19 protein-coding genes are annotated in these 26,190 nt (G+C 64.4%); 9 read left to right on the top strand and 10 right to left on the bottom strand.

The genetic code is table 11. The annotated features are described in order from the left end of the window. The first annotated feature begins 27 nt into the window (after positions 1-27). Both FRC96_RS04570 and FRC96_RS04575 read left to right on the top strand, forming a co-directional pair. Positions 28-1,446 (top strand): 3' terminal RNA ribose 2'-O-methyltransferase Hen1, encoded by a 1,419-nt coding sequence (locus tag FRC96_RS04570; RefSeq protein WP_146973230.1) that lies wholly within the window; start codon positions 28-30, stop codon positions 1,444-1,446. Beyond that, on the top strand, positions 1,439-4,057 hold the full coding sequence (locus FRC96_RS04575) for a polynucleotide kinase-phosphatase (RefSeq protein ID WP_230469879.1): 2,619 nt from the start codon (positions 1,439-1,441) through the stop codon (positions 4,055-4,057). Before FRC96_RS04570 ends, FRC96_RS04575 begins: the two co-directional genes overlap by 8 nt. A 45-nt stretch (positions 4,058-4,102) precedes the next feature. On the opposite strand, the gene FRC96_RS04580 is transcribed toward FRC96_RS04575, so the two are convergent. From FRC96_RS04580 to FRC96_RS21815, 3 genes are all read right to left on the bottom strand, one after another. Beyond that, the gene (locus FRC96_RS04580) at positions 4,103-4,708 is read right to left on the bottom strand and encodes a hypothetical protein (RefSeq protein WP_146973233.1); all 606 of its coding nucleotides are present in this window, start codon (positions 4,706-4,708) and stop codon (positions 4,103-4,105) included. 80 nt (positions 4,709-4,788) lie between these two features. Continuing rightward, positions 4,789-5,391, bottom strand: coding sequence for a hypothetical protein (locus tag FRC96_RS21810; RefSeq protein WP_230469880.1), 603 nt, complete (start codon positions 5,389-5,391; stop codon positions 4,789-4,791). Positions 5,392-5,720: 329 nt separating this feature from the next. Continuing rightward, a complete protein-coding gene (locus tag FRC96_RS21815; protein WP_230469881.1) occupies positions 5,721-6,389 on the bottom strand; it encodes a hypothetical protein in 669 nt (222 codons plus the stop codon). Positions 6,390-6,596: 207 nt separating this feature from the next. Between FRC96_RS21815 and FRC96_RS04595 the strand changes: the two genes are divergently transcribed. The 5 genes from FRC96_RS04595 (at position 6,597) to FRC96_RS04615 (ending at position 12,922) form a co-directional block, all read left to right on the top strand. Next, complete coding sequence (locus FRC96_RS04595) at positions 6,597-8,093, top strand: alpha,alpha-trehalose-phosphate synthase (UDP-forming) (protein WP_146973235.1); 1,497 nt, start codon at positions 6,597-6,599, stop codon at positions 8,091-8,093. A 207-nt stretch (positions 8,094-8,300) separates the two neighbouring features. Next, on the top strand, positions 8,301-9,359 hold the full coding sequence (locus tag FRC96_RS04600) for a hypothetical protein (RefSeq protein WP_146973238.1): 1,059 nt from the start codon (positions 8,301-8,303) through the stop codon (positions 9,357-9,359). A gap of 13 nt (positions 9,360-9,372) precedes the next feature. Continuing rightward, positions 9,373-11,010 (top strand): hypothetical protein, encoded by a 1,638-nt coding sequence (locus FRC96_RS04605; RefSeq protein WP_146973241.1) that lies wholly within the window; start codon positions 9,373-9,375, stop codon positions 11,008-11,010. Next, on the top strand, positions 11,007-11,831 hold the full coding sequence (locus FRC96_RS04610) for a TadE/TadG family type IV pilus assembly protein (RefSeq protein WP_146973243.1): 825 nt from the start codon (positions 11,007-11,009) through the stop codon (positions 11,829-11,831). The genes FRC96_RS04605 and FRC96_RS04610 overlap by 4 nt, the downstream gene beginning before the upstream one ends. A 59-nt stretch (positions 11,832-11,890) precedes the next feature. Further along, entirely contained in the window at positions 11,891-12,922 is a 1,032-nt protein-coding gene (locus tag FRC96_RS04615) for a hypothetical protein (protein ID WP_146973245.1), read from the top strand. Between the two features lie 41 nt (positions 12,923-12,963). On the opposite strand, the gene treS is transcribed toward FRC96_RS04615, so the two are convergent. Further along, the gene (treS, locus tag FRC96_RS04620) at positions 12,964-16,299 is read right to left on the bottom strand and encodes a maltose alpha-D-glucosyltransferase (protein WP_230469882.1); all 3,336 of its coding nucleotides are present in this window, start codon (positions 16,297-16,299) and stop codon (positions 12,964-12,966) included. 180 nt (positions 16,300-16,479) lie between these two features. Between treS and FRC96_RS04625 the strand changes: the two genes are divergently transcribed. Together FRC96_RS04625 and FRC96_RS04630 are read left to right on the top strand one after the other, a co-directional pair. Continuing rightward, on the top strand, positions 16,480-16,842 hold the full coding sequence (locus FRC96_RS04625) for a DUF1634 domain-containing protein (protein ID WP_146973250.1): 363 nt from the start codon (positions 16,480-16,482) through the stop codon (positions 16,840-16,842). Then, complete coding sequence (locus FRC96_RS04630) at positions 16,842-17,681, top strand: sulfite exporter TauE/SafE family protein (RefSeq protein ID WP_146973253.1); 840 nt, start codon at positions 16,842-16,844, stop codon at positions 17,679-17,681. The genes FRC96_RS04625 and FRC96_RS04630 overlap by 1 nt, the downstream gene beginning before the upstream one ends. A gap of 48 nt (positions 17,682-17,729) precedes the next feature. Here FRC96_RS04630 and FRC96_RS04635 read toward each other — a convergent pair whose 3' ends face one another. The 6 genes from FRC96_RS04635 to FRC96_RS04660 all read right to left on the bottom strand — a co-directional run bounded on the left by FRC96_RS04635 (position 17,730) and on the right by FRC96_RS04660 (position 25,864). Further along, complete coding sequence (locus FRC96_RS04635; protein WP_146973254.1) at positions 17,730-19,607, bottom strand: pyridoxal phosphate-dependent decarboxylase family protein; 1,878 nt, start codon at positions 19,605-19,607, stop codon at positions 17,730-17,732. Continuing rightward, entirely contained in the window at positions 19,604-20,860 is a 1,257-nt protein-coding gene (locus tag FRC96_RS04640) for a hypothetical protein (protein ID WP_146973256.1), read from the bottom strand. Before FRC96_RS04640 ends, FRC96_RS04635 begins: the two co-directional genes overlap by 4 nt. Before the next feature lie 1,450 nt (positions 20,861-22,310). Continuing rightward, the gene (locus tag FRC96_RS04645) at positions 22,311-22,868 is read right to left on the bottom strand and encodes a glutathione peroxidase (RefSeq protein ID WP_146973257.1); all 558 of its coding nucleotides are present in this window, start codon (positions 22,866-22,868) and stop codon (positions 22,311-22,313) included. A gap of 606 nt (positions 22,869-23,474) precedes the next feature. Continuing rightward, complete coding sequence (locus FRC96_RS04650; protein ID WP_146973259.1) at positions 23,475-23,891, bottom strand: GNAT family N-acetyltransferase; 417 nt, start codon at positions 23,889-23,891, stop codon at positions 23,475-23,477. A 55-nt stretch (positions 23,892-23,946) separates the two neighbouring features. Next, positions 23,947-24,801 carry a hypothetical protein gene (locus FRC96_RS04655; protein ID WP_146973260.1) on the bottom strand — a complete coding sequence of 285 codons (855 nt, stop codon included), beginning with the start codon at positions 24,799-24,801 and terminating at the stop codon, positions 23,947-23,949. Positions 24,802-24,808: 7 nt separating this feature from the next. Next, positions 24,809-25,864, bottom strand: a complete 1,056-nt coding sequence (locus tag FRC96_RS04660; RefSeq protein WP_146973262.1) for a hypothetical protein — start codon at positions 25,862-25,864, stop codon at positions 24,809-24,811. Positions 25,865-26,190 lie beyond the last annotated feature (326 nt).

Consider the following 26,190-nt stretch of genomic DNA (forward strand, 5'->3'; position numbering starts at 1 on the left):
TCGCATCAGGCGCTTTGAGAGAGACCTATGTTGTTGACCATCTCGACCACACACCAGCCCGCCACCGATCTGGGGTATTTACTTTATAAACATCCCGAGCGCGCGCAGAGTTTTGACGTGGCCTCGGGCAAGGTGCACGTCTTTTATCCGGAAGCGAGCGAGGAGCGTTGTACGGCAGCGATGCTGCTGGAGGTTGATCCGGTGCGACTTGTGCGCGGCAACGAGGGCGCACATGGCGAGGGCTGGACGTTGCGCCAGTATGTGAATGACCGGCCTTATGTGGCGTCGTCGTTTGTCAGTGTGGCGTTGGGAGTGGTCTTTCGAAGCGCGATGGCGGGGCAATGCAAAGAGCGTCCCGAGTTGGCGACGAAGGCCATTGACCTGCGGGTGGAGCTCTCGGCGGTGCCGTGCCCGGGTGATGGTGCGATGATCGCGCGGCTTTTCGAGCCGTTGGGCTATCAGGTTGAGGCGACGCGTCTTCCCCTCGATCCGGCGTTTCCCGCGTGGGGAGGCTCGCCGTGTTTCGCCGTGACCCTGACGGCGACGATGCCCTTGAGTCAGATGCTGGGGCACCTCTATGTGCTGCTGCCGGTGCTCGACGGGGAGAAGCACTACTGGGTGGGCGATGCCGAGGTCGACAAGCTGTTGCGCTACGGGCAGGGCTGGCTGGAGCCCCATCCGGAGCGCGAGCTGATCGCGCGGCGCTACCTGAAGTTTCGTGGGCTGACGAAGGACGCGCTCAAAGCGCTGCGGGAGGATGATGACGCTCCGGCCGACGACGCTCGGATCGACGACGCGACGGTGTCTGAGTCGACGGAGCCCCACGTCACGCTGCAGAGTCGGCGCATGGACGCGGTCGCCAGCGCGATTGTGGCCAGCGGGGCAACCCGGGTGCTCGACCTCGGGTGCGGGGAGGGACAGCTCATGGAGCGCCTTCGCGACTACGCCCAGTTTGAGAAGTTTGTCGGTGTGGATGTGTCATATCGGGAGCTGGAGCGCGCTGCACGCAGGCTGCGCCTGGAAGGGTGGCCCGATGTGCAGGATCAACGTGTGGTCTTGATGCAGGGCTCGCTGCTTTACCGCGATCGTCGCCTGGCAGAGTTTGATGCGGCGGCGCTCGTGGAGGTGATCGAACATCTCGATCCTCCCAGGCTCGCGACCCTGGAGGAGATGGTGTTTCGGCATATGCGCCCGCGCACGCTCGTGGTGACCACGCCCAACCGCGAATACAACAGCGTATGGGAGAGCCTTCCCGCTGGCGGGCGACGCCATGATGACCATCGCTTCGAGTGGACGCGGGAGCAGTTCCAGGGGTGGGGCGATGGGCTGGCCGAGCGCTTTGGTTATGAGGTGCGCTACCGCGGTATCGGCGACGAGGTTGAAGGCGTGGGAGCGCCCACGCAGATGGGCGTCTTTACACGTGGCGAGGAGGTAGGCCGTGGGTAATCAACACCTGGAGATTCCGGAGCTGGCGCTGGTGGTGCTTATCGGCAGCTCGGGGGCGGGCAAGTCGACGTTTGCCGCAACACATTTCAAAGCGACCGAGGTTCTCTCCTCGGATCGTTGTCGCGCGCTCGTCTCCGATGAGGAGTCCAACCTCGATGCGACTGATGACGCCTTTGAGGTGCTGCATGTGATTCTTGAGAAGCGCCTCAAACGTGGTCTTCTGACGGTGATCGATGCGACCAACGTGAAACCTTTTGCGCGGCGTTCGCTGGTGACGATGGCGCGCAAGTACCATGTGCTCCCCGTGGCCATCGTGCTCGACCTCCCCGAGAAGGTCTGCCGCGCGCGAAACGCGGCTCGCCGCGACCGCAACTTCGGCGACCATGTGATCACCCATCAGCGTCGCGACTTAAAGCGCTCGCTCAAGCGTCTGGGTAAAGAGGGGTTTCGGATCATTCATACCCTCAGGAGCCCGGAAGAGGTCGATGCGTTCGAGATCGAGCGTCGTCCGGTCTGGAGCGATCGGCGTGATGAGCGTGGGCCTTTTGATATCATCGGTGACGTGCATGGCTGCTGCACCGAGCTCGAGGAGCTGCTGGAGCGCCTGGGGTATACGTGGGTGGCCAGCGCCGAAGGTCGCGAGGCGCATGATTCCACGTACTCGAAAGTCTGGAGCCACCCCGAGGGCAGGAGGGCGGTCTTTGTCGGTGACTTGATTGATCGCGGGCCGCGCTCGCTCGAGGCGTTGGATCTGGCGCGACAGATGGTCGCCGCGGGCAGCGCGCTGTGTGTGCCTGGCAACCACGAGGACAAGTTTCGCAAGTACCTTATGGGCCGCAAGGTCACGCTGCGCCACGGTCTGGAGAAGACGGTCGCAGAGCTTGAGGCGCTGCCAGAGAACGTACGCGGCGACTATCGAGACGCGGTGCGCGGGTTCATTGAGAGCCTGGTCAGTCACGTGGTGCTGGATGACGGAAACCTGGTCGTCGCTCACGCCGGGCTCAAAGAGGAGATGCACGGTCGGGCATCGGGGAAGGTGCGAAGTTTTGCACTTTACGGCGATACCGATGGCGCGCTCGATGAGCTCGGGTTGCCGGTGCGTCGGGACTGGGCGGCGGACTACAAGGGGGAGGCTACGGTTGTGTACGGTCACACGCCGGTGCCTCAAGCGCAGTGGCTCAATCGCACGATCAATATCGACACCGGGTGCGTCTTTGGTGGCGAACTCACGGCTCTACGCTATCCGGAGCGAGAGCTTGTCTCGGTGGCGGCCCAGCGGGTGTATGCGGAGCCGATTCGGCCGATCGCCGAGAACGCCCGCGCTGGTGATGTCGCGCTGCTCTCGGCGCAGCACCACGCCGACCAGGTGCTTGATCTGGAAGACTTCAGCGGTCGAATGCGCATTGAGACGGCGTTGCAGCGCTCTATTACGATTGATGAGGGGCAGAGCGCCGCAGCCCTGGAGGTGATCAGTCGGTTTGCGGTGCATCCGAAGTGGCTTGTCTACCTGCCGCCGACCATGTCGCCCACCGAGACGTCACGTCGCGAGGGATACCTGGAGTCCCCGGAAGAGGCGTTTGCGTTCTATCGCAAGCACGGCGTCGAGAAGGTCGTCTGCGAAGAGAAGCATATGGGGTCGCGAGCCATCGTGGTGCTCTGCCGTGATGAGGATGCGGTGCGCGAGCGCTTCGGGCTGAGCGATGTTGGCCTGGGCACCATATATACGCGTACCGGTCGCGCCTTTTTTCAGGATGTAGAGCGCGAGCAGGGCCTTCTGAGCCGCGTGCATAACGCGTTGAGCGCGAGCGGTTTCTGGGAGGATTTTGAGACGGACTGGGTTTGCCTGGATACCGAGTTGATGCCCTGGTCGGTGAAAGCGCAGTCCTTGCTCGAATCGCAGTACGCGCGGGTAGGGGCGGCTGGTCAGGCCTCACTCAGCGCTGCGGAGAGGGCGCTTGCGCAAGCGAGCGAGCGCGGGATCCATGTTGATGCGTTGCTCGCGCGGACCGGGGAGCGTGCCGCGATGGTGGCCAGCTATCGGGAGGCGTACCGCCAGTATTGCTGGCCAGTCGAGCATCTCGATGACATACGTCTGGCACCTTTTCACATCATGGCTACCGAGGGGCGGACGTATTTCGAGCGCTCCAACCTCTGGCATATGGAACAGATTGCCACCTACCTCACCGGCTCGGGAGGGGCGTCGATGCATCCGACGCGCTACCGGGTCGTTGAACTCCAGGATGAGGAGCAGGTTCGCGAGGCCATCGCCTGGTGGGACGCGATGACGGCCGAGGGCGGGGAAGGCATGGTGATTAAACCCTTTGATTTTATCAGCCGAGACGGTCGGGGGCGTGTCGTGCAGCCGGCGCTGAAGTGCCGTGGTCGCGAGTACCTGCGCATCATTTACGGTCCCGAGTACACGACGCCCGCCTATCTGGAACTGTTGCGAAAGCGCGGCGTTGGAAAGAAGCGCTCGCTGGCCTGGCGGGAGTTTGCCTTAGGTCTCGAAGCGCTGGAGCGTTTTGTGCGTCGGGAGCCGCTGCGTCGGGTGCATGAGTGCGTGTTTGGTGTGCTGGCGTTGGAGAGTGAGGCAGTGGATCCGCGCCTTTGAGGGGGATGAAGGGGGAAAAGGTCGGATCCACCCTGGTCGTTTCACTCAGGGACGCCAGTACGCCGAGGTCGTCTCACAACTCGCCGATGTGGGCGGTTCGAGGTGAAGGCGCAGGTATTCGGCCTTGTCGCTCCACGCGTCGACGCCCTGCTCGGTGACGGCGTTGAGGGTGGCGATTGTTTTGGTGAAGAGGTCGGCGGCCATGGCGTCGATGCTGTCGCGGAACGCGCGGTCCTGCTCGGCGGTGAGGCCAGGCGGGGCGGTGATGTCTTCAACCTCGCAGGCGAAGTTGAGGTAGGTCTGGGCCAGGCGCATTGAACCCCAGGCGTTGAGTTCGGGGTCGCTGGAGCCCTTCAGGTAGTTTCGGAGGCGCGTGTCGAGGGCTGTTTGGCCGGTGGAGCGCCGCTGAATCACGCTGTGGAAGTTGGAAACACCCTGGCGCAGGGCGGCGTCGAGCGGGGCGTATTCGCTGAGCCAGGCGTGGAAGTCGGCTTCGAGGGCGCGGCGCTCCTCGGGCCACTCGGAGGTGTCGAGGGCGAAGGGGCGCGGCTCACCGGGAGCGCCCTCGTCCGAGGCCTGCCGGGAGGTGGAGCAGGCGGTGAGCAGGCAGGTTGTGAGCGCGACGAGCGTGCGTTGCTTCCAGGGGGCCATGAGAGAACTCCGTGCGTTTTGAACAAGAAACATCCCGGCCGGCGTGGTCGCCGGCCGGGAGTCGGATGTGCGACGACGTGTCAGTCGCCGGTAGGCGAATTGCACACACCGAAGATGCAGCGGGACAGCGGTTGGGGACATTCGGTGTTTTCATCGCAGGGGATGGTGCATGTGCGGCGCTCGCCATCCGGAGTCAGATACCAAAGGCAAATACCGGTGTCGCATTGCAGCGAGCCCACGCCTTCATCGCAGGGCTCGCCGAATTTACGTGTGCCGCGGGTGCCGGCGAGGCAGTAGCGGGGGGTGGTGGGATCCGATGAGTTAGAGAAGCATACTTCATCCGCCTTGCAGTCGTCGTTGGAATTGCACCGGGTTGCGCCGGTTGCGCCGAGGTCTTCCATTTGAGCCAAGGAGGGGTCGTCGAGCTGGCCCTGACCTTCGGGGGGCGCGTCAGCGGGCGGAGCTTCTTCAGCGGGCGCGGCTTCTTCAGCGGGCGCGGCTTCTTCAGCGGGCGCGGCTTCTTCTGCGGGAGCGGCCTCTTCAGCCGGCGCGACTTCTTCTGCGGGAGCGGTTTGCTCAGTGGTGGTTTCGGCCGGCTCCGCGTTGCTCGTGTCGGACTTGCAGGCGAGCGTGGTGCTGGCGAGGGCGATGGCGAGCAGGGTGGCTTTGAGGAGGTTTTTCATACAGTCATCCAGGGGCAGTAGTCCGGGCCTTGAGGTTGCCCGGCGTCATCATTGGGGCGAGGTGTGGGTGCCTCGCCACGTGGTAGCACGCGCCGACAAGGGCGCCCTGTCGGGTCGCGCGTGGGTGCGGCGTCAGGAGGGCGTTGTCATGGAGGCGCTTGTGGATGACGTGACGCTACAACGAAGCGCGGCGCGTTTCCAGGGGCGAAAGGGTGCCCAGGTTTGGGAGGGCGCGGCGCATAAAAAACGCCCGCTGCGCGAGCGCAGCGGGCGTTTTCTGACCGTCGTGGCACGGCCGAGATAACGCTCAACTTACATCAAAGCTCGACTCAGGGGGCCAGGCAGAGGCCGAAAACGCATTCCGAGACCGGAGCGACGCAATCATCGTTCGACTCGCAGGCGTCCGAGCACACGCTGAAGGTCTCGGGGTCATCCTGGATGCAAATACTTGAGGCGCATTGCAGCTGTCCGTTCTCCGGGTCGCACGTCTCGCCGAGTTCGTAGGTGCCGCGGGTGCCGGGCACGCAGCATGCCACGTCGTTTCCGCGGCTCACGTCGAAGCAGACTTCCGAGGCGCCGCAGTCGGCGTTAACGAAGCACCCGACCGTATCGATCGCGTCACAGCTCTCGGCGGTGATATCCGGATCGTCGAGCTCGCCGGTCGTCGGGCCCGGATCGACATCGGGTTCATCTGCGTCAGGTTCTTCGGCGTCGGGCTCCTCAGCGTCGGGCTCCTCAGCGTCGGGCTCCTCAGCGTCGGGCTCCTCAGCGTCGGGCTCCTCAGCGTCGGGCTCCTCAGCGTCGGGCTCTTCGGCGTCGGGCTCCTCGGCGTCGGGCTCCCCGGCGTCGGGCTCCTCGGCGTCGGCATCGGGCTCGTTGGCGTCCTCGCCGGCGTCGAGGACGGGGTTGTCGCCATCGTCCGGGTCGTCCGAGCAGGCGACTGTGGTTAAGGACATGCCCGAGACGAGCAGGAAAGACAGCAGCAGTCGTTTCAACATGGTAAATCTCCTTGCATTACATCGTGATCTGGTCCCGAACGACCAGAGGGCTCACGGTACCACGGGGATTCGCAGTGAAGCAAAATGTTCTTGTCGAGCCGGGCGTAGTGTCTATGCGCTCGGATTGCTTGTCGCGTTGAGGGGGTGCCTAGGCTTCTAAGGAGTTGCACATCGTGCCAGAGAACGAGCACCAGACCAGGAGCGAGCATGACAGCGTTAGGGCCGTTGACGGTGGTGTCCAATCGCCTGCCAGTAGTGATGCGTCAGAGGGGCGGAAGCTGGAAGGTGGAGCCGGGGGCGGGGGGGCTGGTCGCGGCGATGCGTCCGATTCTGGAGCGGCAGGGGGGCTGCTGGGTAGGGTGGCCCGGGGTGGTCGATGAGGACGGGCAGGGGTGGACCCAGGGGTTGCAGCGGGCTGGCCAGCGGGCCGGCTATGCGCTGGAGCCGGTGACGATGAGTCGGGCGGCGTATGAGGGGTATTATGAGGGGTTCTCCAACTCGGTGATCTGGCCGCTTTTTCACGGGTTTGCGGACCGTTGCAGCTTTGAGGCGTCGGATTTTGAGCGGTATCGCGGGGTGAATCAGCGTTTTGCCGAGGCGACGATGCGCTGTGCGGGGGGCGAGGGCCTGGTGTGGGTGCATGATTACCAGCTCTTTGAGGTGGGGCAGCGCTTAAGGGAGCTGGGGCATAAGGGGCGGCTTGCGCATTTTTTGCACATCTCGTTTCCGGGCATGGAGAACTACGCGAAGTTGCCCTGGCGGCGTGAGCTCTTAAGGGCGCTTCTGGCCTATGATCTGGTGGGGTTTCAGACCGCGCGGGATGTGCGCAACTTCGTGCGCTGTGCGGAGGCCTTCGGGGTGGGCGGGGTGCTGCGCCATGAGGGTGGCGATGCCTTGCTGGTGGCCGAGGACGGGCGGCGGGTGGAGGTGGGGGCGTTTCCGATCGGCATGGACTTCGAGGCGTTCTCGGAGCGCGCAGCGAGCGCGGAGGTGGAGGAGCGGGTGCGCGCGCTGCAGGACGAGATCGGGGCGTATCGGATGTTTCTGGGCATCGACCGGCTCGATTACACCAAGGGGTTGATTCACAGGTTGCGGGCGTTTGAGCTGATGTTGGAGCGGCATCCTCATCTTCGTGAAGAGGTGATGTTCTTTCAGCTGGTGGTGCCCAGCCGGGAGAACGTGAGCGAGTATCGCTCGCTGAAGCGGGAGTTTGACCGCGTGGTGGGACGCATCAACGGGCGCTTTAGCACCTCGGGCTGGCAGCCAATCCGCTACCTCTACAACCGGGTCAATCCGGTAGAACTCGCCGCGCTCTACCGGCTGGCGGTGGTGGCGCTGGTCACGCCGCTTCGGGATGGGATGAACCTTGTGGCCAAGGAGTATTGTGCCTGCCAGGTCGATGAGAACGGGGCGCTGGTGCTCAGTGAGTTTGCCGGCGCGGCCGCGCAGCTCGGAGAGGGGGCGGTGCTGGTCAACCCCTACGATCGGGAGGCCACCGCCGACGCGATGGCGCGGGCGGTGCAGATGGACGAGGCGCGTCGGCGCACCCGGATGCGCGCGATGCGGCGGATCATTCAGGCGAGCGACGTGTACCGTTGGGCGGAGCGCTTTTTGGAGGGGCCGCAGCCCGGCGAGGGGTTTGCGACGCCGGCGCAGATCTCGGTGGTGAGTGAGGGGTTGGGTCCGATTGCGCCTCAGCCTTAAAAGCTGGGGGGATGCGGGGTGACAGGGCGTTGGCGGTTGCTTCGGCGCGCCGCGGCTGGTTGCTCGCCTTTCGGGGCCGACGCAATCTTTGCCGTTGAATCGAATGCGCCGGCTTCGTTAGTATGGGTTCACAAGGTTTAACGCCGCCCCCGCACAACGCATGAAGTGATGGATGAAGTCAGGGGGCGACTCTGTGGAGGACAGGGTTTGAAAATCACGCAGGAGCACGAGGGCCGGGTCTCCGAGAGGGGGCCGCGGGTACACCGACGTGCGCCGGAAGGGCCCGGAGATGTGCTGGGGCAGCTGGGATTGCACCTGGGCGGCGTTTTGGCGCTCGGTGTGGCGCTGGCGCTGTGGCAGCTTCCGGGCGCGCACCTCGACTTGATGTGGCAGAGCGGGGCGGAGTCCTCAAAGGTGGCGAGCGCGCTGGCGCTTCGCGCCAGCTTGCATGTGGGCATCGCGGCGCTCTGCTGGGGGCTTGTCTACGGGGCGTTCAGCGCGCTGCGAGGGAGGCTTTCGAGCAAGGAGGCGCGCCTGCAACGCCGCTTCAAACCGGCGCAGGGGGCGGTCTTTATCGAGACGCTGGCGGTGATGCCGGTCTTTTTGTTGCTGACCTTCGGGCTCTTGCAGCTCTCGATTGTGAACATCACCGCGGCGCTGATTCCGGTGGCCGGGTACCAGGGCGCACGCGCCGCCTGGGTGTGGCAGCCGGAGGCTGACAGCGGGCGCAGCGGCGTCACTCAGGCCGAGGTGAACGAGCGCGTGCGCATCGCCGTGGCGCTGGTGATGACGCCGGTGGTCGCCGGCGATATGCAGATGGTGGGCAGCGGCATCAGTCCGCAGGCCACGGCGATGGCGCGGGCAATGTACGCGCGTTTTGCCCTGGACGTCTCCGGCGGCGGCATCGCCAGCCTGCTGGTGCCGGTCGGGGGCAACAACTCCACCACCGAGCTCAGCGCGGCGCGGGCCTTTGACTCCGATGCGCTGGATCGACGCGCGGTCCGCAAGTTTCTTTTTGCCTACATGATGACCGATGTCGGTGAGGGCCTGATCGCCGGAGAAGACCCCGGGGTGGTGCATAACGCCACGTCGACCGGCGTGCGCTTTAGCTTCCATCATTACCTGGCGATGCCTCTTGTGGGGGGGCTCTTTGGAGAGCGCCGCTTCTTCTCGGGCACCGGAGGCCGCCCCGGCTACTACCGCACCTGGGAGCATGAGTACGCCTTTCCCCGTCAACCCCACGGTGTCAATCACCGCACGCCGTGAAGGGAGGTCGATGATGCGAACGATGGTGAATTCAATGCACCGCGATGAGGGCGGGGCGATGGTGCTGTTGGCGCTGGCGGCCAGCCTGATTGTGCTGCTCAGCGCGATGGTGGTCTTTGACGCGGGCGATGCGGCCTCGACCAATGTGCATGTGCAGCACAGCACGGACGCTGCGGCGTTTAGCCAGGCGGCGATTCAGGCGCGCTCGATGAACATGGTGGCTTACACCAACGTCGGCAAGCGCATGACGGTGGGGATGGTCAACACCTACATCAACGTCAACCAGTGGCTCTCCAACATCAACATGATGGCCACCTACCTGGCGGTGGCGGTGTGCGCGGCCTCGGTGGTGGTGCCGCCGCTGGCCTCGATCTGCAGTCAGGTGGCGCAGGCGGCCGCCGGGGCGCGGAGCCTGGTCAGCGCGGAGCGGCGAGACCGGGGGCGGATCTATGGCAAGAGCCGCAAGTGCATGATCCGCGTTCCCATTCTGGGGTGTGTGAAGCGCTGGCCGGAGCGCACCGAGTGGGGCGCGCCGGACTACGCCTGGTTGCCGCCGCCCATCAACAGCCTGATCTCGTTGCCCTTGCCCAACGATATCTACAACTGGAGCTCGCGCTCGTTGACCTCGCGTTTTTATGCGCGGGAGCTCAAAGCGTTTGATAACTACCAGCGCTACATGGTGGCGATCACGCCCTTCTGGGCGTGGACCGAGGGCGTGGCCCGGGGCATCTACAACCAGGCGCCGGTGACGGTGGGGTATCCGCCGCCGCCTTTTGATGCGAGCCAGCGCCACGCATCGACGTTGCCGGTGCGGCGCGGAAACTGGAGCGACACCTGCGAGCGGGCGCGCACCGGCGATGACCGCCTCTGGCATGCCGCCGACATCGCGCTTAAGTCGGGCATCTCGATTGCCGAGGGCAAAAACCGGGGTTCGGGCACGATGAAGGCCTCGCGCATTATGGCGATGGCCGTTGCCACCGGGTTCAGCACGCTGCTGGACTCCAAACATATCGTGCGCCCGGCGGATGCGATTCTGGCGCGCACCTGGTGGGAGAACTGCATGGGACGCGGGCGGCGCGGCGGGACCAGCGCGGCGTTGCGGGTCTGGAACAGGGCCGGGGCGGGTACGGTGGGGCGTCCCTTTATTCTGGAGTCGCCTTCGAGCCCGGCGGCCTGGCAGCTGCGCACCTCGACCCTGATGTTCGGCTTCAGGCCGAATGCGTCGATGATGGACGATGCGCAGGGGCGTAAGAATTACAGTGTGATGGGTTCGGATTACAGCGCGCGCAGTCCGCGCGCCGGTGGCACCTGGAAGCTCTCGCGCGCCGAATACGCGTTCCAGAAAAACGAGCGCCCTAACCTCTGGGAGCCCCGCTGGAGCGCGCGCATTCGCCCGGTGGCGCTTCCCGGGGAGTGGAACGCGCTCTCGAACTTCGATCTGGCCGACGCCTTCCACGACTCGGCCGGAACGCTGGCGTATGTGACCACGGTGACCCACGTCTTCGATCGAGTTTTTGGCGCCGACTTGATCACGCACCCGCACTCACTCAGCGGCACCAATGCCTTCTCGCAGATGCTTGATGAGGTCATCGCGATTGAGCTGGCCGTCCAGGGACTAAACAGCGCGCGCATTGAGGGGTTGGCCAAATGATCGGACGCATCAACGCATTGCTGCGCGATGAGCGCGGCACCTCCATGACCGAGTTTGTGATGACGATCCCGATCTTCATCACGCTCTTTATCGGCATCATGAATCTGGGGCGTCCGGCGCGGGCACAGTCCTATGTAACGCGTGACGCGGCCACCGAGATGTGGCGGCAGGTCTACCAGGCCGAAGACGACGATCTGCGCATGAGCGCGCGCTACGAGTGGGCCGGGCTGGGCTCGCACGACAGCTGGTTGCGCACGCTGGAGGCCGGCTATCTGGGGGCCACCGGCCACTGGGGGCACTCCCGACTTTACGCCCAGCCGATGATGTTCGGGCTGACCGGGCGCACCATCCCCAACCGTGGCGAGTACGGTCGGATGGCGCGCAAGATCACCTCCAACCCCACCGAGATCGTGGGCAACGCGCACGTGGCCACGATGATGGTCAATGACACGCTGCATTTCGATGCGCTGGCCACCAGCATGGGGGGCCGTCCCAGCTCTCTAGGAGATATCATCGGAGCTGTGGCTGGCACTGCGATCTCGATTACAGGTGCGACGGCTGGCTTTGGCGCCGGGATTCGCTACGGTCAGGTCGATGCGGGGCATACCGCGACGGTGACCTTTACCACCGGTCATACCCGCACGCTGACGCGCTCCTACAACGCGCTCGTCTCGCCGACCCCGGATGGACCGCTTTCGCCGGAGCAGCGCGCGTTTCTGGTCGGGCGGACCTCAGCGGAGATACGAAAACCCTATAGCCGACTGCTCGATTTCTGGCGATCGACGCTTCCCAATGAACGCTACTCGGTGCCCAACTTCTAAGTGGTTTTACCGGGAGCGAAGCGCATGTGTGCGCGCGCTTCGGACCTGAAGGTGACACGATGACGACGATGCTGAAGACGGGGTTGAAGCTGGGAGCCTGTGGCGCGCTGATCGTGGCGATCGGCGCGGCGATGCTGGTGGCCTCGCCACAGGGAGTGCCCGAGGCGGAGGCCGATATCGCCTGGCTCAGCCTGGTGCACCGCAGCGGCCAGGAGCGTTTTGTGGAGGCGCTGGAGTCGGCCGGCCTGGACAACGCCCGGGCCTACGACTGGAATGGCAACCTCATCTATTTTGCCTTCGATGAGACCGATGAGCCACCGCTCGATGTGAGCCTGCGCCTGCAGGCCGAGATGGTCAAAGCCGGGCTTAATGAGCGCGTCTACACCTACCCGGTCGATCCGATGAGTGTTCTGGAGGAGGAGAGCCCCGCGGAGGTGAAGGCAGAGTTTCTGGAGGCGTCGATCGACTTCTTCCGCGGCGGGCTGGTACCGGTCAAAGAGACCGACGGGTATATCTCGTTGAACGGTGTGGAGCTTCATCGCGAGATCGAGACCTTGGAGGACGTCATCGGCGTGGCGATGGAGCTTGCCGACGATGAGGAGGCGGTGCAGAAGGCGGTCAAAGCGACGCGTTTTGTGGAGGCGTTTCGCACCCCGGAGAACCCGCGCACGCAGGTGGTCGCGGTGTACAGCCAGGATAACGTCGACCTGACGAAGTTTCGCCCGGATGCGCCCGGCGTGACGCTGCTCGGGGAGGTCGACGACGGGATCCCTGCCTGCCCCGGGTGCGTGCGCTCCTCGCGCGTGGCAGGTACCGGCGCGGAGAAGGATTACCTGATGCTCTCGTTTGATACGCCGGCCGGGCGCAAAGCCACGCTCGACTTCTATGAGAAGGCGATGGCCGCGCGGGGCTGGGAGCTTCAGCCCAGCGCGATGATGATCGAGGGGCTGATCGATGCCTCGGTGATCCACGATGAGGATATCCAGGGGGAGATCGCCACCTTCGCCCGTGGTGAGCTCATGGTGCATGTGCACGTCTACGACGCGGAGGGCGGGCGAGGCTCGGCGGTGTCGATCTTCAAGAGCCGCTAAGGCGGGGGGCCGATGGCGTCGGTGGCGCACATCGCCCGGACTTACGCCATCAGCTGGGTGGTCACCGCGATCAGGGAGAGCTCGATGGGCTCGCCGCGCTCCAGGTCATGCTCAAGCTGGCGCAGGGCTTTTTGAAGGCGCATCACGTCGAGGAGCTCCGCGATGCCCTCGGGGGTGTTGGGCAGAAATCCTGCCGAGGTGGCCGGGGGGAGGTAGCCGCTTAAGAAGGCGTGAGCGCAGAGCGCGTACCAGCGCTGCGCGGCTTTGAAGATCTCCAGGGCTTCGGGGCGATCGCCGGGATCGAGGTCGCGTGGGAAGTCGGCGCGGCAGGTTCGCTGCCAGGCCAACAGGCTGGTGTGATGAAAGGAGCGCAGCATGGTGGCCACGTCACGCAGCGGCGTGCGCTTGATGCGTCGCTCGCCAATGGGAAGCCAGGGGTGACCCTCCAGATCGATGATCACAAAGTCATCGACGGTGCGCAGCACCTCTTCGAGGTGGAAGTCGCCGTGAATGCGGATGCGAAGCCCGCCCAGGCCCCGGCCGACTATGGTCTTGAAGCGGGCCAGGATCTCGGGCTCCTGGTCGAGCACCAGGCGCGCCATGGCCTGGTGCGACTCCAGCGTGCTGAGCCGCCGGCGCAGCAGGCGCATGGTGCGAAGGGTCAGGGTGCGCATGGAGTGGTAGCGGGTGCGCTCGTAGGAGGTGGAGAAGAGCGTGGGCTCAAAGGGGGTCTCGGGCAGCCCGCTGGCCAGCGCGGTGTGCAGCTCGGCGGCGCGCTGCCCGAGCTGGCGCGCCTGATTGAGGAAGACGCGGTCGTCGTCGGCCAGATCGAAGTCGTCCGGGTTGAGGCTGATGAGCGTTTGTGCGCGCACCCCGTCGAGGAGCTCCGGGGGCCCGGGCTGCTCGGGGCGTCGGTGCTGGAGGTGGTCGGTGGCGTGATCCAGAAACCAGGTCAGCCCGTCGGCGCGGTGGGGCACAAAGCGGTGGACCGTGGCCAGAGTCGTCGGCTCCCAGCGGCCGCGGTGGTAGTCGAGGTGGCCGGTGAGCGGGGCGACGCCGGGAAAGTCGCGCTCCAATAAGAAGTGGCCGACCTCCACGTCGACGGAGCGCCCCGACTCCAGGCGACGGAAGAGTTTGACGACGAGATCTTCGCCGAAGACCACCGAGGTGTGGGTGTGGTTGACCTCCAGAACACGGATGGGAAGGGCGCTGAGGTGTTCGGGGGTGAGGTCCTGGAAGTGCTCCACCCAGTGGCCTTTGAAACTTCCCTCCATGCCGTTGAGGGACCAGCTCTTGCGGATGTAGCCGAGCAGCGCGCTGACAAAGCCCGGGTTGACTGAGGCGTCGTAGAGCTCGCCGTTCTCTCCGCTGCGCTCCAGGCGCAGCTGAGTGATGATGGCGTGCGGGGATTGCTCGCGGATGCGATCGGCGCGTCGGTCGGTGGAGAAGCCGATGGGCAGCATGTAGATCTCGTTTTCACCGTCGAGAAAGGTCGCCTCGATCAGGCAGATCAGGGTGAGGCCCTCCTCCCAGCGCAGGCGGATGCGCTCCTGGATCTCCAGCGTCTCAAGGCGGCGGGCGCGGGGGTTGAACCAGGGCTGGCGATGCATGAACTCGGTGACGCGACGCAGAAAGGGCGCGCGCATGCGTCCCTCAAAGATCGCCGACCAGTCTTCGCGCACCTCCAGAGGGCCGCGCGGGGAGGGGGGCTCCATCAGGTGGGCCTCATCCAGCGGGCGTTTGGAGAGGTTGAACCAGTAGAATCCGTAAGGCGCCAGCGAGAGGGCGTAGCGCCGCGCACGCTCCGGGTGAGTCGGGGGAAACTGTGTGCGGCCCCATAATTCAACAGGCCAGCGCTCGGCCGCATCGCTTAAGTCCAGATGCACGTGCTGGGCGGCGTGCGAGAGGTTGAGCACCAGCAGGGCGTCGTCGTCCTCGGTGGTGCGGCGCATCGCCAGCACCCGGTGGTTGGTGCAGGGCACCATCGTCAGATCGCCGCTCTTAAGCGCCGGGCTGTTCTGGCGAATGCTGATCAGGCGTTTGACCCAGCGCAGTAAGGAGGCCGGGGCGTTCTCCTGGGTCTCAACGTTGGTGCTCATGTAGTGGTAGGCGGGGTCGGTGATCACCGGCAAAAAGAGGCTCTGGGGGTTGGCGCGCGAGAAGCCCCCGTTGCGATCGGCGCTCCACTGCATCGGGGTGCGCACGCCGTTGCGGTCGCCCAGGTGGTAGTTGTCGCCCATGCCGATCTCATCGCCGTAATAGAGGATGGGCGTGCCGGGCAGGGAGAGCAAAAGGGCGTAGAGCAGGCGGATCTTGCGCCCGTCACCGCGCAAAATAGGCGCGAGCCTGCGGCGGATGCCCAGGTTGACGCGCATGCGCAGCTCCGGGGCAAAAGCGCGGTACATAAAGTCGCGCTCCTCGTCGGTGACCATCTCCAGGGTGAGCTCGTCGTGGTTGCGCAAAAAGAGCGCCCACTGGCAGCCCTCGGGAAGCTCCGGGGTCTGATCGAGGATGTCGACGATGGGCTGACGATCCTCCATCTCCACCGCCATAAAGAGGCGCGGCATCAGCGGGAAATGAAAGGCCATATGGCATTCGTCGCCCTGGCCAAAGAAGGCTACGGCGTCTTCGGGCCAGAGGTTGGCCTCGGCCAGGAGCATGCGGTCTTCGTAGCGCTCATCGACATGGGCGCGCAGGTCGCGCAGAAAGGCGTGCGTCTCAGGCAGCCCCTCGCAGGTGGTGCCCTCGCGCTCGTAGAGGTAGGTGATGGCGTCCAGGCGCAGCCCGTCGATGCCCATCTTCATCCAGAAGTCGACGATCTCGAAGACGGCCTTTCGCACCTGGGGGTTGTCGAAGTTTAAGTCGGGCTGGTGGTCGTAGAAGCGATGCCAGAAGTACTGGCCGGCGACCGGATCGTAGGTCCAGTTGGAGTGCTTGACGTCACTGAAGATGATGCGCGCCTCGCGGTAGCGATCCGGGGTGTCGCTCCAGACGTAGAAGTCGCGCTCCACCGAGCCCCGCGGGGCGCGGCGGGCCCGCTGAAACCAGGGGTGCTGGTCGGAGGTGTGGTTGAGCACAAGCTCGGTGATGACCTTTAAACCGCGGCGATGGGCCTCGCGCAGGAATGTTTGGAAGTCGCGCAACGTCCCGTAGTCCGGGTGCACCTCGGTGTAGCTGGCGATGTCGTAGCCATCGTCTTTAAGCGGGGAGGGGTAGAAGGGCAGCAGCCACAGGGCGGTGACGCCGAGCTCTTCGAGGTAGTCCAGGCGCTGGGTCAGCCCGCGCAGATCGCCGATGCCGTCGCCGTCGCTATCAAAGAACGAGCGCACATGAACTTCGTAGATGATGGCGTCCTGATACCATGGCGTCTTCGGCATGGCGTTGTTCCCCCCCGCAGTGATCGTAGTCATCGGTGACCGAGGCCGTGCTGATTGTAGACACGGCCAGACAAAGGGGGAGGCGCGCGGCGTTGACGTCCTCAAACCTCCCCTCATAGGTTGCCGCACGTGCGGCGAGTCGTGTGGGACTCGCCGGTCCCGAGAACAAAAGGAAAAACCATGGCAGTGCGTGTTGCGAGCCGTGACGATGCGTTGGTCGTCGGGGTGCTCTACCGGTGGCTGAGCCTTGTGGGCATGGCGATGGCGCTTCTGGGGGTGGCGCTGGAGTTTATGCTCACCGGGGTGATTCGCAGCGGGTTGTGGGCCCCCTCGGAGCTTGTGGGGGGGATCCGCAGCCTGGATGTCTCGGTGCTCACCACGCTGGGGGTCTGGCTCTTGATCGCCGGGCCTTCGGCGGGGCTTGTGATCCTGGCCTGGCGAGCGCTGGGCTCAAGGCGCTGGATGCAGGGGCTTTTAGCGGTGCTGGTGCTGGTGATCGTGGTGCTCTCGGTGCCGCTGAAGATGTCGCTCAAGGGGGCGTGATGGGCGCGATGATCATTATGGCGATCTTTATGACGGGGTTTCTGGCCGGGGGATTGGGCTCGATGGTGGGGCTGGGCGGCGGGGTCTTTATCGTGCCGGTGCTCTCGCTGGTGCTGGGCGTCGATTTGAAGGCGGCCATTGCAGCGAGCGCGATCTGTGTGGTGCTCAACTCGCTCAATGGTAGCGCGGAGTACCTGCGCCGGGGGATGGTGCATATTAAGCTCGCGCTGCTCCTGCAGGTCTCCACGGCGATGGCGGCGATATTAGGGGGCATCATCGTGGTGTATTCGCCGGTGCAGACCTTGAAGCTGGTCTTTGCCGGGACGCTGGCGCTGGTGATCGCCGCGTTGGTGGCGGCGCCGCGGGGCGCGGAGGTTGTTGCGCCCGGGGGTCATGATCCCTTCGGGATGGCCACCGAATTTGACGATCCGGCCACCGCCAAACCCTTGAGCTATGTGCCTCAGCGCATGAAGCGCGGGGTGACCTTGAGCTGGCTGGCGGGCTTGAGCTCCGGGATGCTGGGCATTGGCGGCGGGGCGGTGCAGGTGCCCATGATGAGCGCGATGATGCGCGTGCCGCTTCGGGCGGCGGCGGCCACGAGCACCTTTATGGTGGGCACCACCGCGTCGGTCAGCGCGTTGATCCTGGCGATGGCCGGGGTGGTCGACGTCGCCGTCACCGTCCCGGCGATGGCCGGGGTGATGATCGGCTCGAACCTCGGCGCGCGGCTCGGCGCTCGCGTTTCGGCCGGGGCGCTGCGTCAGGTGCTGATCTTCACGCTGGCGGTGCTCACCGTGGCGATGGCCGCCGACGGGCTGGGCTGGGTGCAGCTCCGTTAATGCTCTGTTCAGGAACGCACCTTTCAGGTGGGGTTGAACGTGCCCTCTTTATTGAGGGGTTTCCAGGGCATTGAGGGCTTCGCTCAGCGCCTGTGCGAAGGCACGGGAGAGGTCGAGCTTCATCTCGCGGGAGTCGATAAAGGGGTTCATCACGCTTAAACGCAGCACGGTGAGGTGGGTGGCGTTTGCGTCGAGCTCCACCTCCCAGTCGGCCAGGAGCGGATGCAGCAGAGCGCCGTAGGCCGAGAGGTTCAGCGAGGTCTTGGAGACAAAAAAGTCGCCGGCGCCCTGCGGCCCAAAACGCGCGTAGAGCGCCTCGCTGCGCGCGTTGATAGCGCTCAGCGACTCGCCGGGAGCGCCCACGCAGAAGCCCAGAAGGTTGGAAGACGCTGGTAGAAGGCGCACAGGCTGTGCCAGCTCGCTCAGGGTGGCCTCCAGGCGTTTGCGAGCCTCCAGGGTGCGGCGAAGGATTCGGCCGTAGCCCTGCGTGTTGAGGCCAATGGTGCGGGCGGTCAGCCAGGTGGCGACGGCGCCGGCGGCCGAGCGCGAGCCTTCGAGCGTCTGGGGCCCCGGGTCGCGGGCCTCTTCATCAAAGACCAGGTAGGGGGCGTCGATGCGGTGGGCCAGGTACTCGCGGGCCTGGCGGGCGATGAAGGCGCCCGAGGCATAAGGCACGTAGCCGAGTTTGTGAGGATCGAGGGTCACGGAGTTGGTTCGGCCGATGGCTTCGAGGGCGCGGCAGACCGGCTCGCTCAGCGCGCAGCCGGACTCCGGCGAACACACGCTGGCGGCGAAGAAGCCTCCGTAGGCCGCGTCGACGTGGTGCCAGATGTGGTGGCCGAGCGCGGCGGCGCGGCGGTCGAGCAGATCTTGCACCCGGTCGATGGGATCGAAGGCGCCCAGCTCGGTGGTGCCCGCCACCGAGACGACCATCAGCACCGGGCGTCCCGCGGCGGCGGCCTCATTGAGGCGTTGCTCCAGGTGCTCGACGCAGAGGGTGCCCTCGGCGCTCAGGCGCACCGGCCAGAGGGCTTCTTTGCCCAGCCCCAGCAGTTCGACGCCTTTGACCCAGGAGTAATGTTTGTGCTCGCCGATGAGCAGCACCGGGCCGCGGTAGGGCTGCTCAAAGTGCTGGCGCAGAAGTTCGGCCAGGGCAAAGGGGTTCATCGCCTGAAGATCGCCAGAGAGCGGGTCGTTTTCGGCGTTTTCGGCGTTTGAGGTGTCGGAGGGCGCGTCGGGGCCCAGCGCGTCGTAGCGGGCCCAGCCGAGATGCGCGGCCTCCACGAGGCTGAGGGCCGGGAGGGTGCCGCGGGCGCGGGCCTGCGCGCCGCGGGCGATAAAGCGCAACATGCGACTTCGGGCGCGGGTCATCGCCTCGAAGTTTGCGATGGTCCCGCCGCTTGTGAAATGCCCGCGTGGCGAGGCTTTGCCCTGACTGGAAAATCCCAGCATTTCTGCAAGCGCGTCAATCGCCTCCGCCTCCAGCTTCACCCCCACTCGCGAGGATTCGCCGGAGATGTTGTTGGGGTTATGCAGCAGCGTGAGCACGTGCCCTACCATCGCCGGCATCGAGGTCTCGGAGAACATATGCCCGATGTAGCGGGGGCTGTACTTGGGAACCTCCGACTCGAAGCGGGCAAGCAGGTCGAGGAGCTCGCGCTCAAAATGGCGGCGGCGCCCCTGAAACTCCGAGGACTGGCGGTCGTTTTGCGAGATGGCGCGGCCGTCGTCGGGGTAGACCTCGCGGCGCCAGCGCACGTAGCTCTCAAAGACCTGGTTGATGATCTGGCGCAGCCACTCGGCGTTCTCGGCCTGCGGGCCCAGAAAGAAGCTTTTTAGAGCGATATCGCTCGGGGCGCAGTCGCTCTCCGAGAGCGTGTCGGGACGAAGGGGGGCGTCGGTGGGGGAGATGGCGTCGGCGCTCATTGCTGCCTCGGGGCCTGGAAGGGGGTGGTGCGAGGAAGGAGGGCCTGCAGAGTGGCAAGCGCGCTCAGCATAGTGGCCCCGAGCGCGCCCGCAAGGGCCGAGACGAGCACCCAGCGCCCGGTGAGGGCAGCGGGCCAGATGCCGGTCAGCGGCAAAAGTGTGCTCAAAAGAAGGGTCACGGCCAGTGTCCAGGTCGCCGGCGAGGGGCTTCGGGAGGGGCCGAAATGTCGTGCGGCGACGCTGATGAGAGTGAGCGTAACGGCGCCGGCAAACGCTGTATGTAAGAAGAAGAGGCGTAGCCCGGCCGTCTGCCCCCAGTGGGCGACAGGGGGGATCGCGATGGCGGCGAGCATCAGGGCGCTGGCGAGCAAGAGGCCGAGCGCGACGCGATGCCAGGGTTGAAGCGCGCGCCAGAGCGGCAGGCTCAGCGCCATCAACCCGGCCGCGCTCAGCGCCGCGCCGACGTGCCCCAGAATGCGAATCGCCGCTCCAAGCTCCGCTGTGGGCATGCCGGCCAGAAAGAGGAGCGGTAGGCCGGCGATGAGCATCCAGCGCGCCTGCGCCTCGGCAGGCGATGCGGGCAGCGCGGTCTCGGCGCGAAGCAGCGCCAGCGCGCCGACCAGGAGCCAGCCGATGCCAAAGAGATCGACGAAGAAGTGTACGGCGAGTTGCTGGCTGAGCGGGTCGCCGCTCTTGGTGATCATCTGCGCGGCCAGGGCCCAGGCGCCGATTGAAGAGACGACCATGGCGCCCACGGCGATCTTCAGCAGAGATGTCGCGGGGTTTGGTGCGCGGGCGTTCGGGGCGCGTCGCGCCGCCCAAAAGACGATTGCGGCGAAGACGTACCAGACGAGCATCGCCACCCCGCTGAGCGCGGCGGCGATGGGGATGTTGGCCTCGCCGATGGCCGCCGAGCGGTAGCCGTAGAGCGCAAAGGCCGGGGTGCTCAGCGCGGCCAGCAGGAGCGCCGCCCAGCCCGTGGCCAGGGTCGCGCGTACCGGGAGCTTCAAGCCCAGCGCGGGGGCGCGGGCGATGATCAGCGCGATGAGCGCCGGGGTGGCCCAGCCCATCAGCATCAGGTGGCTATGCGCGTGACGCAGGTCGCCGGCCTGAAGTCCGAAAAAATCGCCGCGAAGCATGCCGAAGCGGAAGAGGGCTCCCAGCGCCGCGGCCACGACGAAGCCCAGGGCGCTGGCCATAAAGAGGCGGCGCGGGGCGGCGAGGTTGGGGGAGTGGGTGGAGGTTCGGGTCATGGGAGCTCGGTGGGTGGAGAGGGCGGTGGTGCCGAGCGCGTGGACTGCAATGGGTGTGCCGAGGGGCGGTCGGGTGCGCCGAGGGGCGGTCGGAGCGTGGAAGTGGCGGGTTGGCGTGGAATGTGAGGTGCACGTTTTGCGTGTGGGGGCGGTTTGGCGCAAAAGGTGCGTGGTGGGGGTGGGGGGGGATGCGGGGTGGTTGGGTGGTTGTGGGGTTGTGGGGCGCCGGTGGTGTGCGTGTTGTGGTTAGGTGGTTGGGTGGTTGGGTGGTTGTGGGGCGCCGGGGTTCGCGGGGTTGGGAGGTTCGTAATGGGCGGTTGGGGGGGCGCGGGTTAGGGGGTGTTGCGAGGTCGAGCCCGAGATCGAGATCGAGACCGAGCCCGAGATCGAGATCGAGAGCGAGAGCGAGTTCGAGCCCGAGATCGAGATCGAGTTCGAGATCGAGTTCGAGATCGAGTTCGAGATCGAGTTCGAGTTCGTGGAAAATCACGACCGTGGGTCACCTGAAAGTTGACCGTGGGTCACTTGAGAGATGACCGAGGGTCGGCTGAGCACGAGCGTTTATGCGGGTGAAGCGTGACTCTGGGTCACCTGCTCCAGATCGACCCGGGGTCACCTGAGAGATGACCGTGGGTCATTGGAAACATGACCCGGAAACATGACCCGGGGTCCCCTTCGAGATGGCCGAGGGTCGGCTGAGCACGAGCGTTTATGCGGGTGAAACGCGACCGTGGGTCACCTGCTCCAGATCGACCCAGGGTCAGCTGAGAGATGACCGTGGGTCACCTTAAACGCTGTATTCGCGCGGGTTTTTGCCATCGGTGGCGCAGAACCCGGTGACCGGCCGAATACCCGAAGCCCCAATCCTCATGCGCTTCGACGCCACTCTTTTAAATTGAAAGAGAGGCGTCGAAGTGCTCGGGGCGGGTGTTCGAATTGAAAGAGGTGTATCGAAGTGCCCGACGGGGGATCCGCCGGCTGAAAGAGGTGTGTCGAAGTGCCCGACGGTGGATCCGCCGGCTGAAAGAGGTGTGTCGAAGTGCCCGACGGGGGATCCGCCGGCTGGAAGAGGTGTGTCGAAGTGCCCGACGGGGGATCCGCCGGCTGAAAGAGGTGTGTCGAAGCAAAGGACTCGCGTGTTTTGAAACAAAAGAGGTGCGTCGGAGCAAACGACGCGGGTGTTTCAAGTGCGGGAAGGCGTGTCGAGGCGAACGCCACGCGTGCTTCCGGTGCAGGAAGGTGTGTCGGAGCGAAGGACACGCCTGTTTTAAATACGGGATGGCGCTCCGAGGCGAACGACGCGAGTGTTTCAAATGCGGGAAGGTGTTTGGGACCGGTCGAGACGTGAGGTCTGGCAGCGAGCCCTGGATGTGACCGGTCCGGGGGGCCGAAGCACTGCAGGTCTGGCGTCAGTGCGGCGCGATCTGCATGTGCTTCGAGCAGCCGCGACTTAAAGCAACGACTCAATCGCTGCAATCACCTCCGGCGCGTCCGGCTGGACCGAGGGCGCGAAACGAAAGCGCACCTCCCCCTCCCGATCCACCAGAAATTTCTCAAAGTTCCAGCTGATGTTCTCGCCGCCACCGGCCTCGCTGTTGATGAGAAACTGGTAGAGGGGGCTGCGGCCGCCGCCGTTGACCTCCTGCTTGGCGAGCAGCGGAAAATCCACGCCGTAGGTCACCGCGCAGAAGCTCTCGATCTCTTCGGCTGTGCCGGGCTCCTGGCCCAGAAACTGGTTGCAGGGGGCGCCCACGATCTCAAAGCCCTGCTCGTGAAAGCGCTCGCGAATCTTCACCAGCGTCTCGTACTGGGGGGTGAGCCCGCAGCGGCTGGCGACGTTCACAAAGAGCACGACCTTGCCCTGATACGCGTCGGTGGGCAGGGGATCGCCGTGCAGCCCCACTAGCTCAGCCTCCTCCAAAGAGGCCGGGCCGGGGCCCTCGGGGGGCTTTCCGAACTTAACTCGGGTGACAGCGTCGTTGGCTTTTTTGGCGATCTTCTTCAACATCAGCGCTCCTGGTCCGGGGGAAGGTCAACATCGTTGGGGTCGAGGTGAGCGAGGGTAGCAGTTGAGAAACCGGGTGTCGCTCGGGTTGTGTGGCTTTGGATAACGGTGACCTGCGGTGGGTTTCAAAAAGGGCAGTGAAGACGCGTGACGTCGCGTGATTTCAGGGGGGATGCGGTCATCGGCAAACGACCCACGGTCGGGTGTGGAGGTGACCGTGGGTCAGGTGTGGAGGTGACCGTGGGTCAGGTGTGGAGGTGACCGTGGGTCAGGTGTGGAGGTGACCGTGGGTCGGTCTGTGAGGTGACCGTGGGTCAGGTGTGGAGGTGACCGTGGGTCGGTCTGTGAGGTGACCGTGGGTCAGGTGTGGAGGTGACCGTGGGTCGGTCTTGGAGGTGACCGTGGGTCAGTCTGTGAGGTGACCGTGGGTCAGTCTGTGAGGTGACCGTGGGTCAGTCTGTGAGGTGACCGTGGGTCAGGTTGGGAGGTGACCGTGGGTCAGTCTCGGAGGTGACCGTGGGTCAGTCTGTGAGGTGACCGTGGGTCACCGGGTTGCCGCACGAACAAAGGCTGAGACGCAACCCCGCTTCGGTTTGGCTCCGCGTCAGGTCATGACTCGCCAGCGCCCCGCTGGTTCGAGTAGTGGCGTCGCGCCATGCCTTTCAGAGCCCGAAACCCGAGAGGCGCATAGAAGGCCTCCAGCTCCGGATCGCAGACGATGTCGACCATGTAGAGGTGGTCGAGCTGTGCGCTCAGCTCGGCGATGAGGCGCCGGCCGATGCCCTGTCCCTGCCACTCGGGCAACACCTCGAGCAGGGGGATGTACGCGCTCAACACCCCGTCGGAGATGGCGTTGGCGAAGCCGATGACATGGCCTGTCTCGGTGTCGACGGCCAACGCCAGGGCGTAGGCGTTTTGGAGGATGCGCAGGTGGGTGGCGGGGTCGGGGTGGGTCGGCCAGCCGACGAAGAAGCCCTGGAGGTGGGCGGAGGTGATGGTGGTGAGGTGGGTCTGGTAGCGGAGCATGGGGGGCCTGAGGGTGGACTTGGGAGGCGCGACTGGAAAAAGAGTCACCCACCGTTCATTCATCAGCGTCCAGAACACCCAGGAGGTCTTGAATCAGCGCGCTTACATCGGCTTGCGTCTCATCGTGGGGCCCTCCGTGAAGAAAATGCGCTGTTCGCAGCGGGCCCGGTCCGTCGATCGTTATGAAATCGTCTCTTAATATTCTAAGGGCGTGCTGGAGGTACTCAGACCCTGAGAGCTTGCGAAGGTTTTTGGCAATTCCCTCGATCTGCGACGCATGGTTCTGAATAACGTATACGAGGTCGTAGGCATCTTTGTTTTCACCCCGTCCTTCAAACGCCAACGCCTTGAGAATGATGAATGGTGCTGCTCCACAAACTTTCACCGTGCGTTTGGTTCTTTCGTTTTGAAGCGTTTTTCCCGTGATTTCGATGGTCTCGAACTGCTGGAAGGCCAACTCCAGTCCAGGGGTGACGAGCGCGGCGAAATCGCTTTCCAAATGCTTCACTTTGCCGCCTTTGGCGTCATCGTCGACAGGCGGCATGAGGAAGTCGAGGGTCACCCGCGCGGCGTCCTTTTCGAACACCCAGCGCTGGAAGGTTTGATTGCCACGATCATTTACGTCGGGAGCGAAACCGCGGTCGCGGAGGCGTTTGGCAATCTCGCGATAGCGCTCCTCTTGGAGAAGTGCCAGAGCGAGTCCGAGGTCGAGGTCCTGGGTTCCGACATGAGCCTCGACTCCCTGTGGCAGACTCTCCAGGGGAATCAGCAAGGAGGGAACAAGACCGCCCACGATAACGATATCATCGAGAAGGTCGCCCAGAATGGTCGCAAGGTAGAGACATGCCTGATGGACGAGCTGAGTGGCGCTGGCACGATAGCCGTCCGCAGTCTGAGGTTTATTCGTCATAGTGTCTTTACGGGAACAGGGTCTGTCGTAGGTGCTCTGCTGCTTCGGCGCTCCGTTCCGGGTGATCTTTTAGATCGAGAACCATCTGAATGGGGTGAACGTGCTCGAAACCATTGCGTGTTTTGGCGCCCTGAAAAACCCCTTCATCGTTGGGCGTGACGAGCCAGAGGTTCGCTCCGCGCTGACCTTCGTGGAAACGAAGCGCTTTTTCATCGTCTGCACCGAGGGGGGCGCGAAGGTAAAATGTGGCGGTTCGGAAGTTGGCGAACCCATCAACGAGCCACGCACCGCTCAGGCCCGTGAGCGCGTAGTCTATCTTTCGAGCATGAAAGATTTCAGCGACCCGCTCCATCAACTCCGGGCCGCTCCTTGCGGCCACCGTACCTCGCCGAATGCGGTGTTTGTCAAAGCGGTAGTTTTCCAGCCATGAGTCGAGAAGAAGAGCCGGGTCACTGGCACCCACCGCACCGGCTTCGTCGCGGTGTAAGAGTCTCAGACTTTCCAGACGTGAGACGACTCGACTCGTATAACCCTCACTGAGGCCGGTGGCTTCGGCGATCTCTTTTTGAAGAAACGTGCGCTCCGGAAAGCGCAGCACGTGACGGGTAATTCGCGAGCTTTTGGGCGCAAAAACGTTGGGAGGACGGCCCCGACGGGTGAATTGATTCGATTTTCCTTCAACGTGAAGTCGTAGTTTGGGGGCTATGATGTGGGCGTTGCCCGAAAGATCGAGCCAGGGGATGCGCTCGTCTTCGCAGCGTTGGGCACCAGTGGACGTCATGTAAGGCACGACCAAAAGCGGGATCACATCCATGGGCAGGAGGTAAGCCATACGCTTAAGATGGTCGATGCCCGACGCGACGGAAGGGAGCGACGCGCTCGTCTTCCAAATTATGTCAAAACGAAACCCAGCGGCCTCAGCGATGATCGCCGGACCGTGTTGGGAGGCCTGGAGATCCGGCGACTCAAAAAAAACATGGATATCGTCGACCTCGACGCCCAGAAGGCGCGCGAGATTGGTCTGAATGCTGTTTATGACTTCTCGATCGGATAAAGCGGGCATAGTGCCTCCCTCGGGTTGAGTGACTTAACTAAATTACCCATGTTTCGCATAGGCGCAAGTCGGCGAATTTAGTTAAGTCGTAACTTCCCTACCGACCGAGAGACCGACAACACCCAGTCATGACGGGGATGATCGCAACTTTTGTTGGGTTTGATGAGGGGAGAGCAGGCCGACCGAGCGACCGACGAGCTTCTGGATTTTCGCGTATCGGCGATTTTCTCGTCGGAGAAAACCCGCCATGCACGAAAATCACGTCCATCGCCGCCCGGCGAGGGCTCAGATACGTAGCCTGATTGAACCCTCCTCCCCCTTGACACCCCGCCGCT

It is taken from the genome of Lujinxingia vulgaris (assembly GCF_007997005.1).
Classification (GTDB): Bacteria; Myxococcota_A; Bradymonadia; order Bradymonadales; family Bradymonadaceae; genus Lujinxingia.

Bases quoted from the DNA above. Each gene is read 5' to 3' on its own strand.
- FRC96_RS21810 (WP_230469880.1), bottom strand. From the start codon at position 5,391: ATGAAAAACCTCCTCAAAGCCACCCTGCTCGCCATCGCCCTCGCCAGC.
- FRC96_RS04635 (WP_146973254.1), bottom strand. From the start codon at position 19,607: ATGAGCGCCGACGCCATCTCCCCCACCGACGCCCCCCTTCGTCCCGAC.
- FRC96_RS04570 (WP_146973230.1), top strand. From the start codon at position 28: ATGTTGTTGACCATCTCGACCACACACCAGCCCGCCACCGATCTGGGG.
- FRC96_RS21815 (WP_230469881.1), bottom strand. From the start codon at position 6,389: ATGTTGAAACGACTGCTGCTGTCTTTCCTGCTCGTCTCGGGCATGTCC.
- treS (WP_230469882.1), bottom strand. From the start codon at position 16,299: ATGCCGAAGACGCCATGGTATCAGGACGCCATCATCTACGAAGTTCAT.
- FRC96_RS04655 (WP_146973260.1), bottom strand. From the start codon at position 24,801: ATGACGAATAAACCTCAGACTGCGGACGGCTATCGTGCCAGCGCCACT.
- FRC96_RS04625 (WP_146973250.1), top strand. From the start codon at position 16,480: ATGGCAGTGCGTGTTGCGAGCCGTGACGATGCGTTGGTCGTCGGGGTG.
- FRC96_RS04645 (WP_146973257.1), bottom strand. From the start codon at position 22,868: ATGTTGAAGAAGATCGCCAAAAAAGCCAACGACGCTGTCACCCGAGTT.
- FRC96_RS04615 (WP_146973245.1), top strand. From the start codon at position 11,891: ATGACGACGATGCTGAAGACGGGGTTGAAGCTGGGAGCCTGTGGCGCG.
- FRC96_RS04580 (WP_146973233.1), bottom strand. From the start codon at position 4,708: ATGGCCCCCTGGAAGCAACGCACGCTCGTCGCGCTCACAACCTGCCTG.
- FRC96_RS04660 (WP_146973262.1), bottom strand. From the start codon at position 25,864: ATGCCCGCTTTATCCGATCGAGAAGTCATAAACAGCATTCAGACCAAT.
- FRC96_RS04610 (WP_146973243.1), top strand. From the start codon at position 11,007: ATGATCGGACGCATCAACGCATTGCTGCGCGATGAGCGCGGCACCTCC.
- FRC96_RS04605 (WP_146973241.1), top strand. From the start codon at position 9,373: ATGCGAACGATGGTGAATTCAATGCACCGCGATGAGGGCGGGGCGATG.
- FRC96_RS04650 (WP_146973259.1), bottom strand. From the start codon at position 23,891: ATGCTCCGCTACCAGACCCACCTCACCACCATCACCTCCGCCCACCTC.
- FRC96_RS04595 (WP_146973235.1), top strand. From the start codon at position 6,597: ATGACAGCGTTAGGGCCGTTGACGGTGGTGTCCAATCGCCTGCCAGTA.
- FRC96_RS04630 (WP_146973253.1), top strand. From the start codon at position 16,842: ATGGGCGCGATGATCATTATGGCGATCTTTATGACGGGGTTTCTGGCC.
- FRC96_RS04640 (WP_146973256.1), bottom strand. From the start codon at position 20,860: ATGACCCGAACCTCCACCCACTCCCCCAACCTCGCCGCCCCGCGCCGC.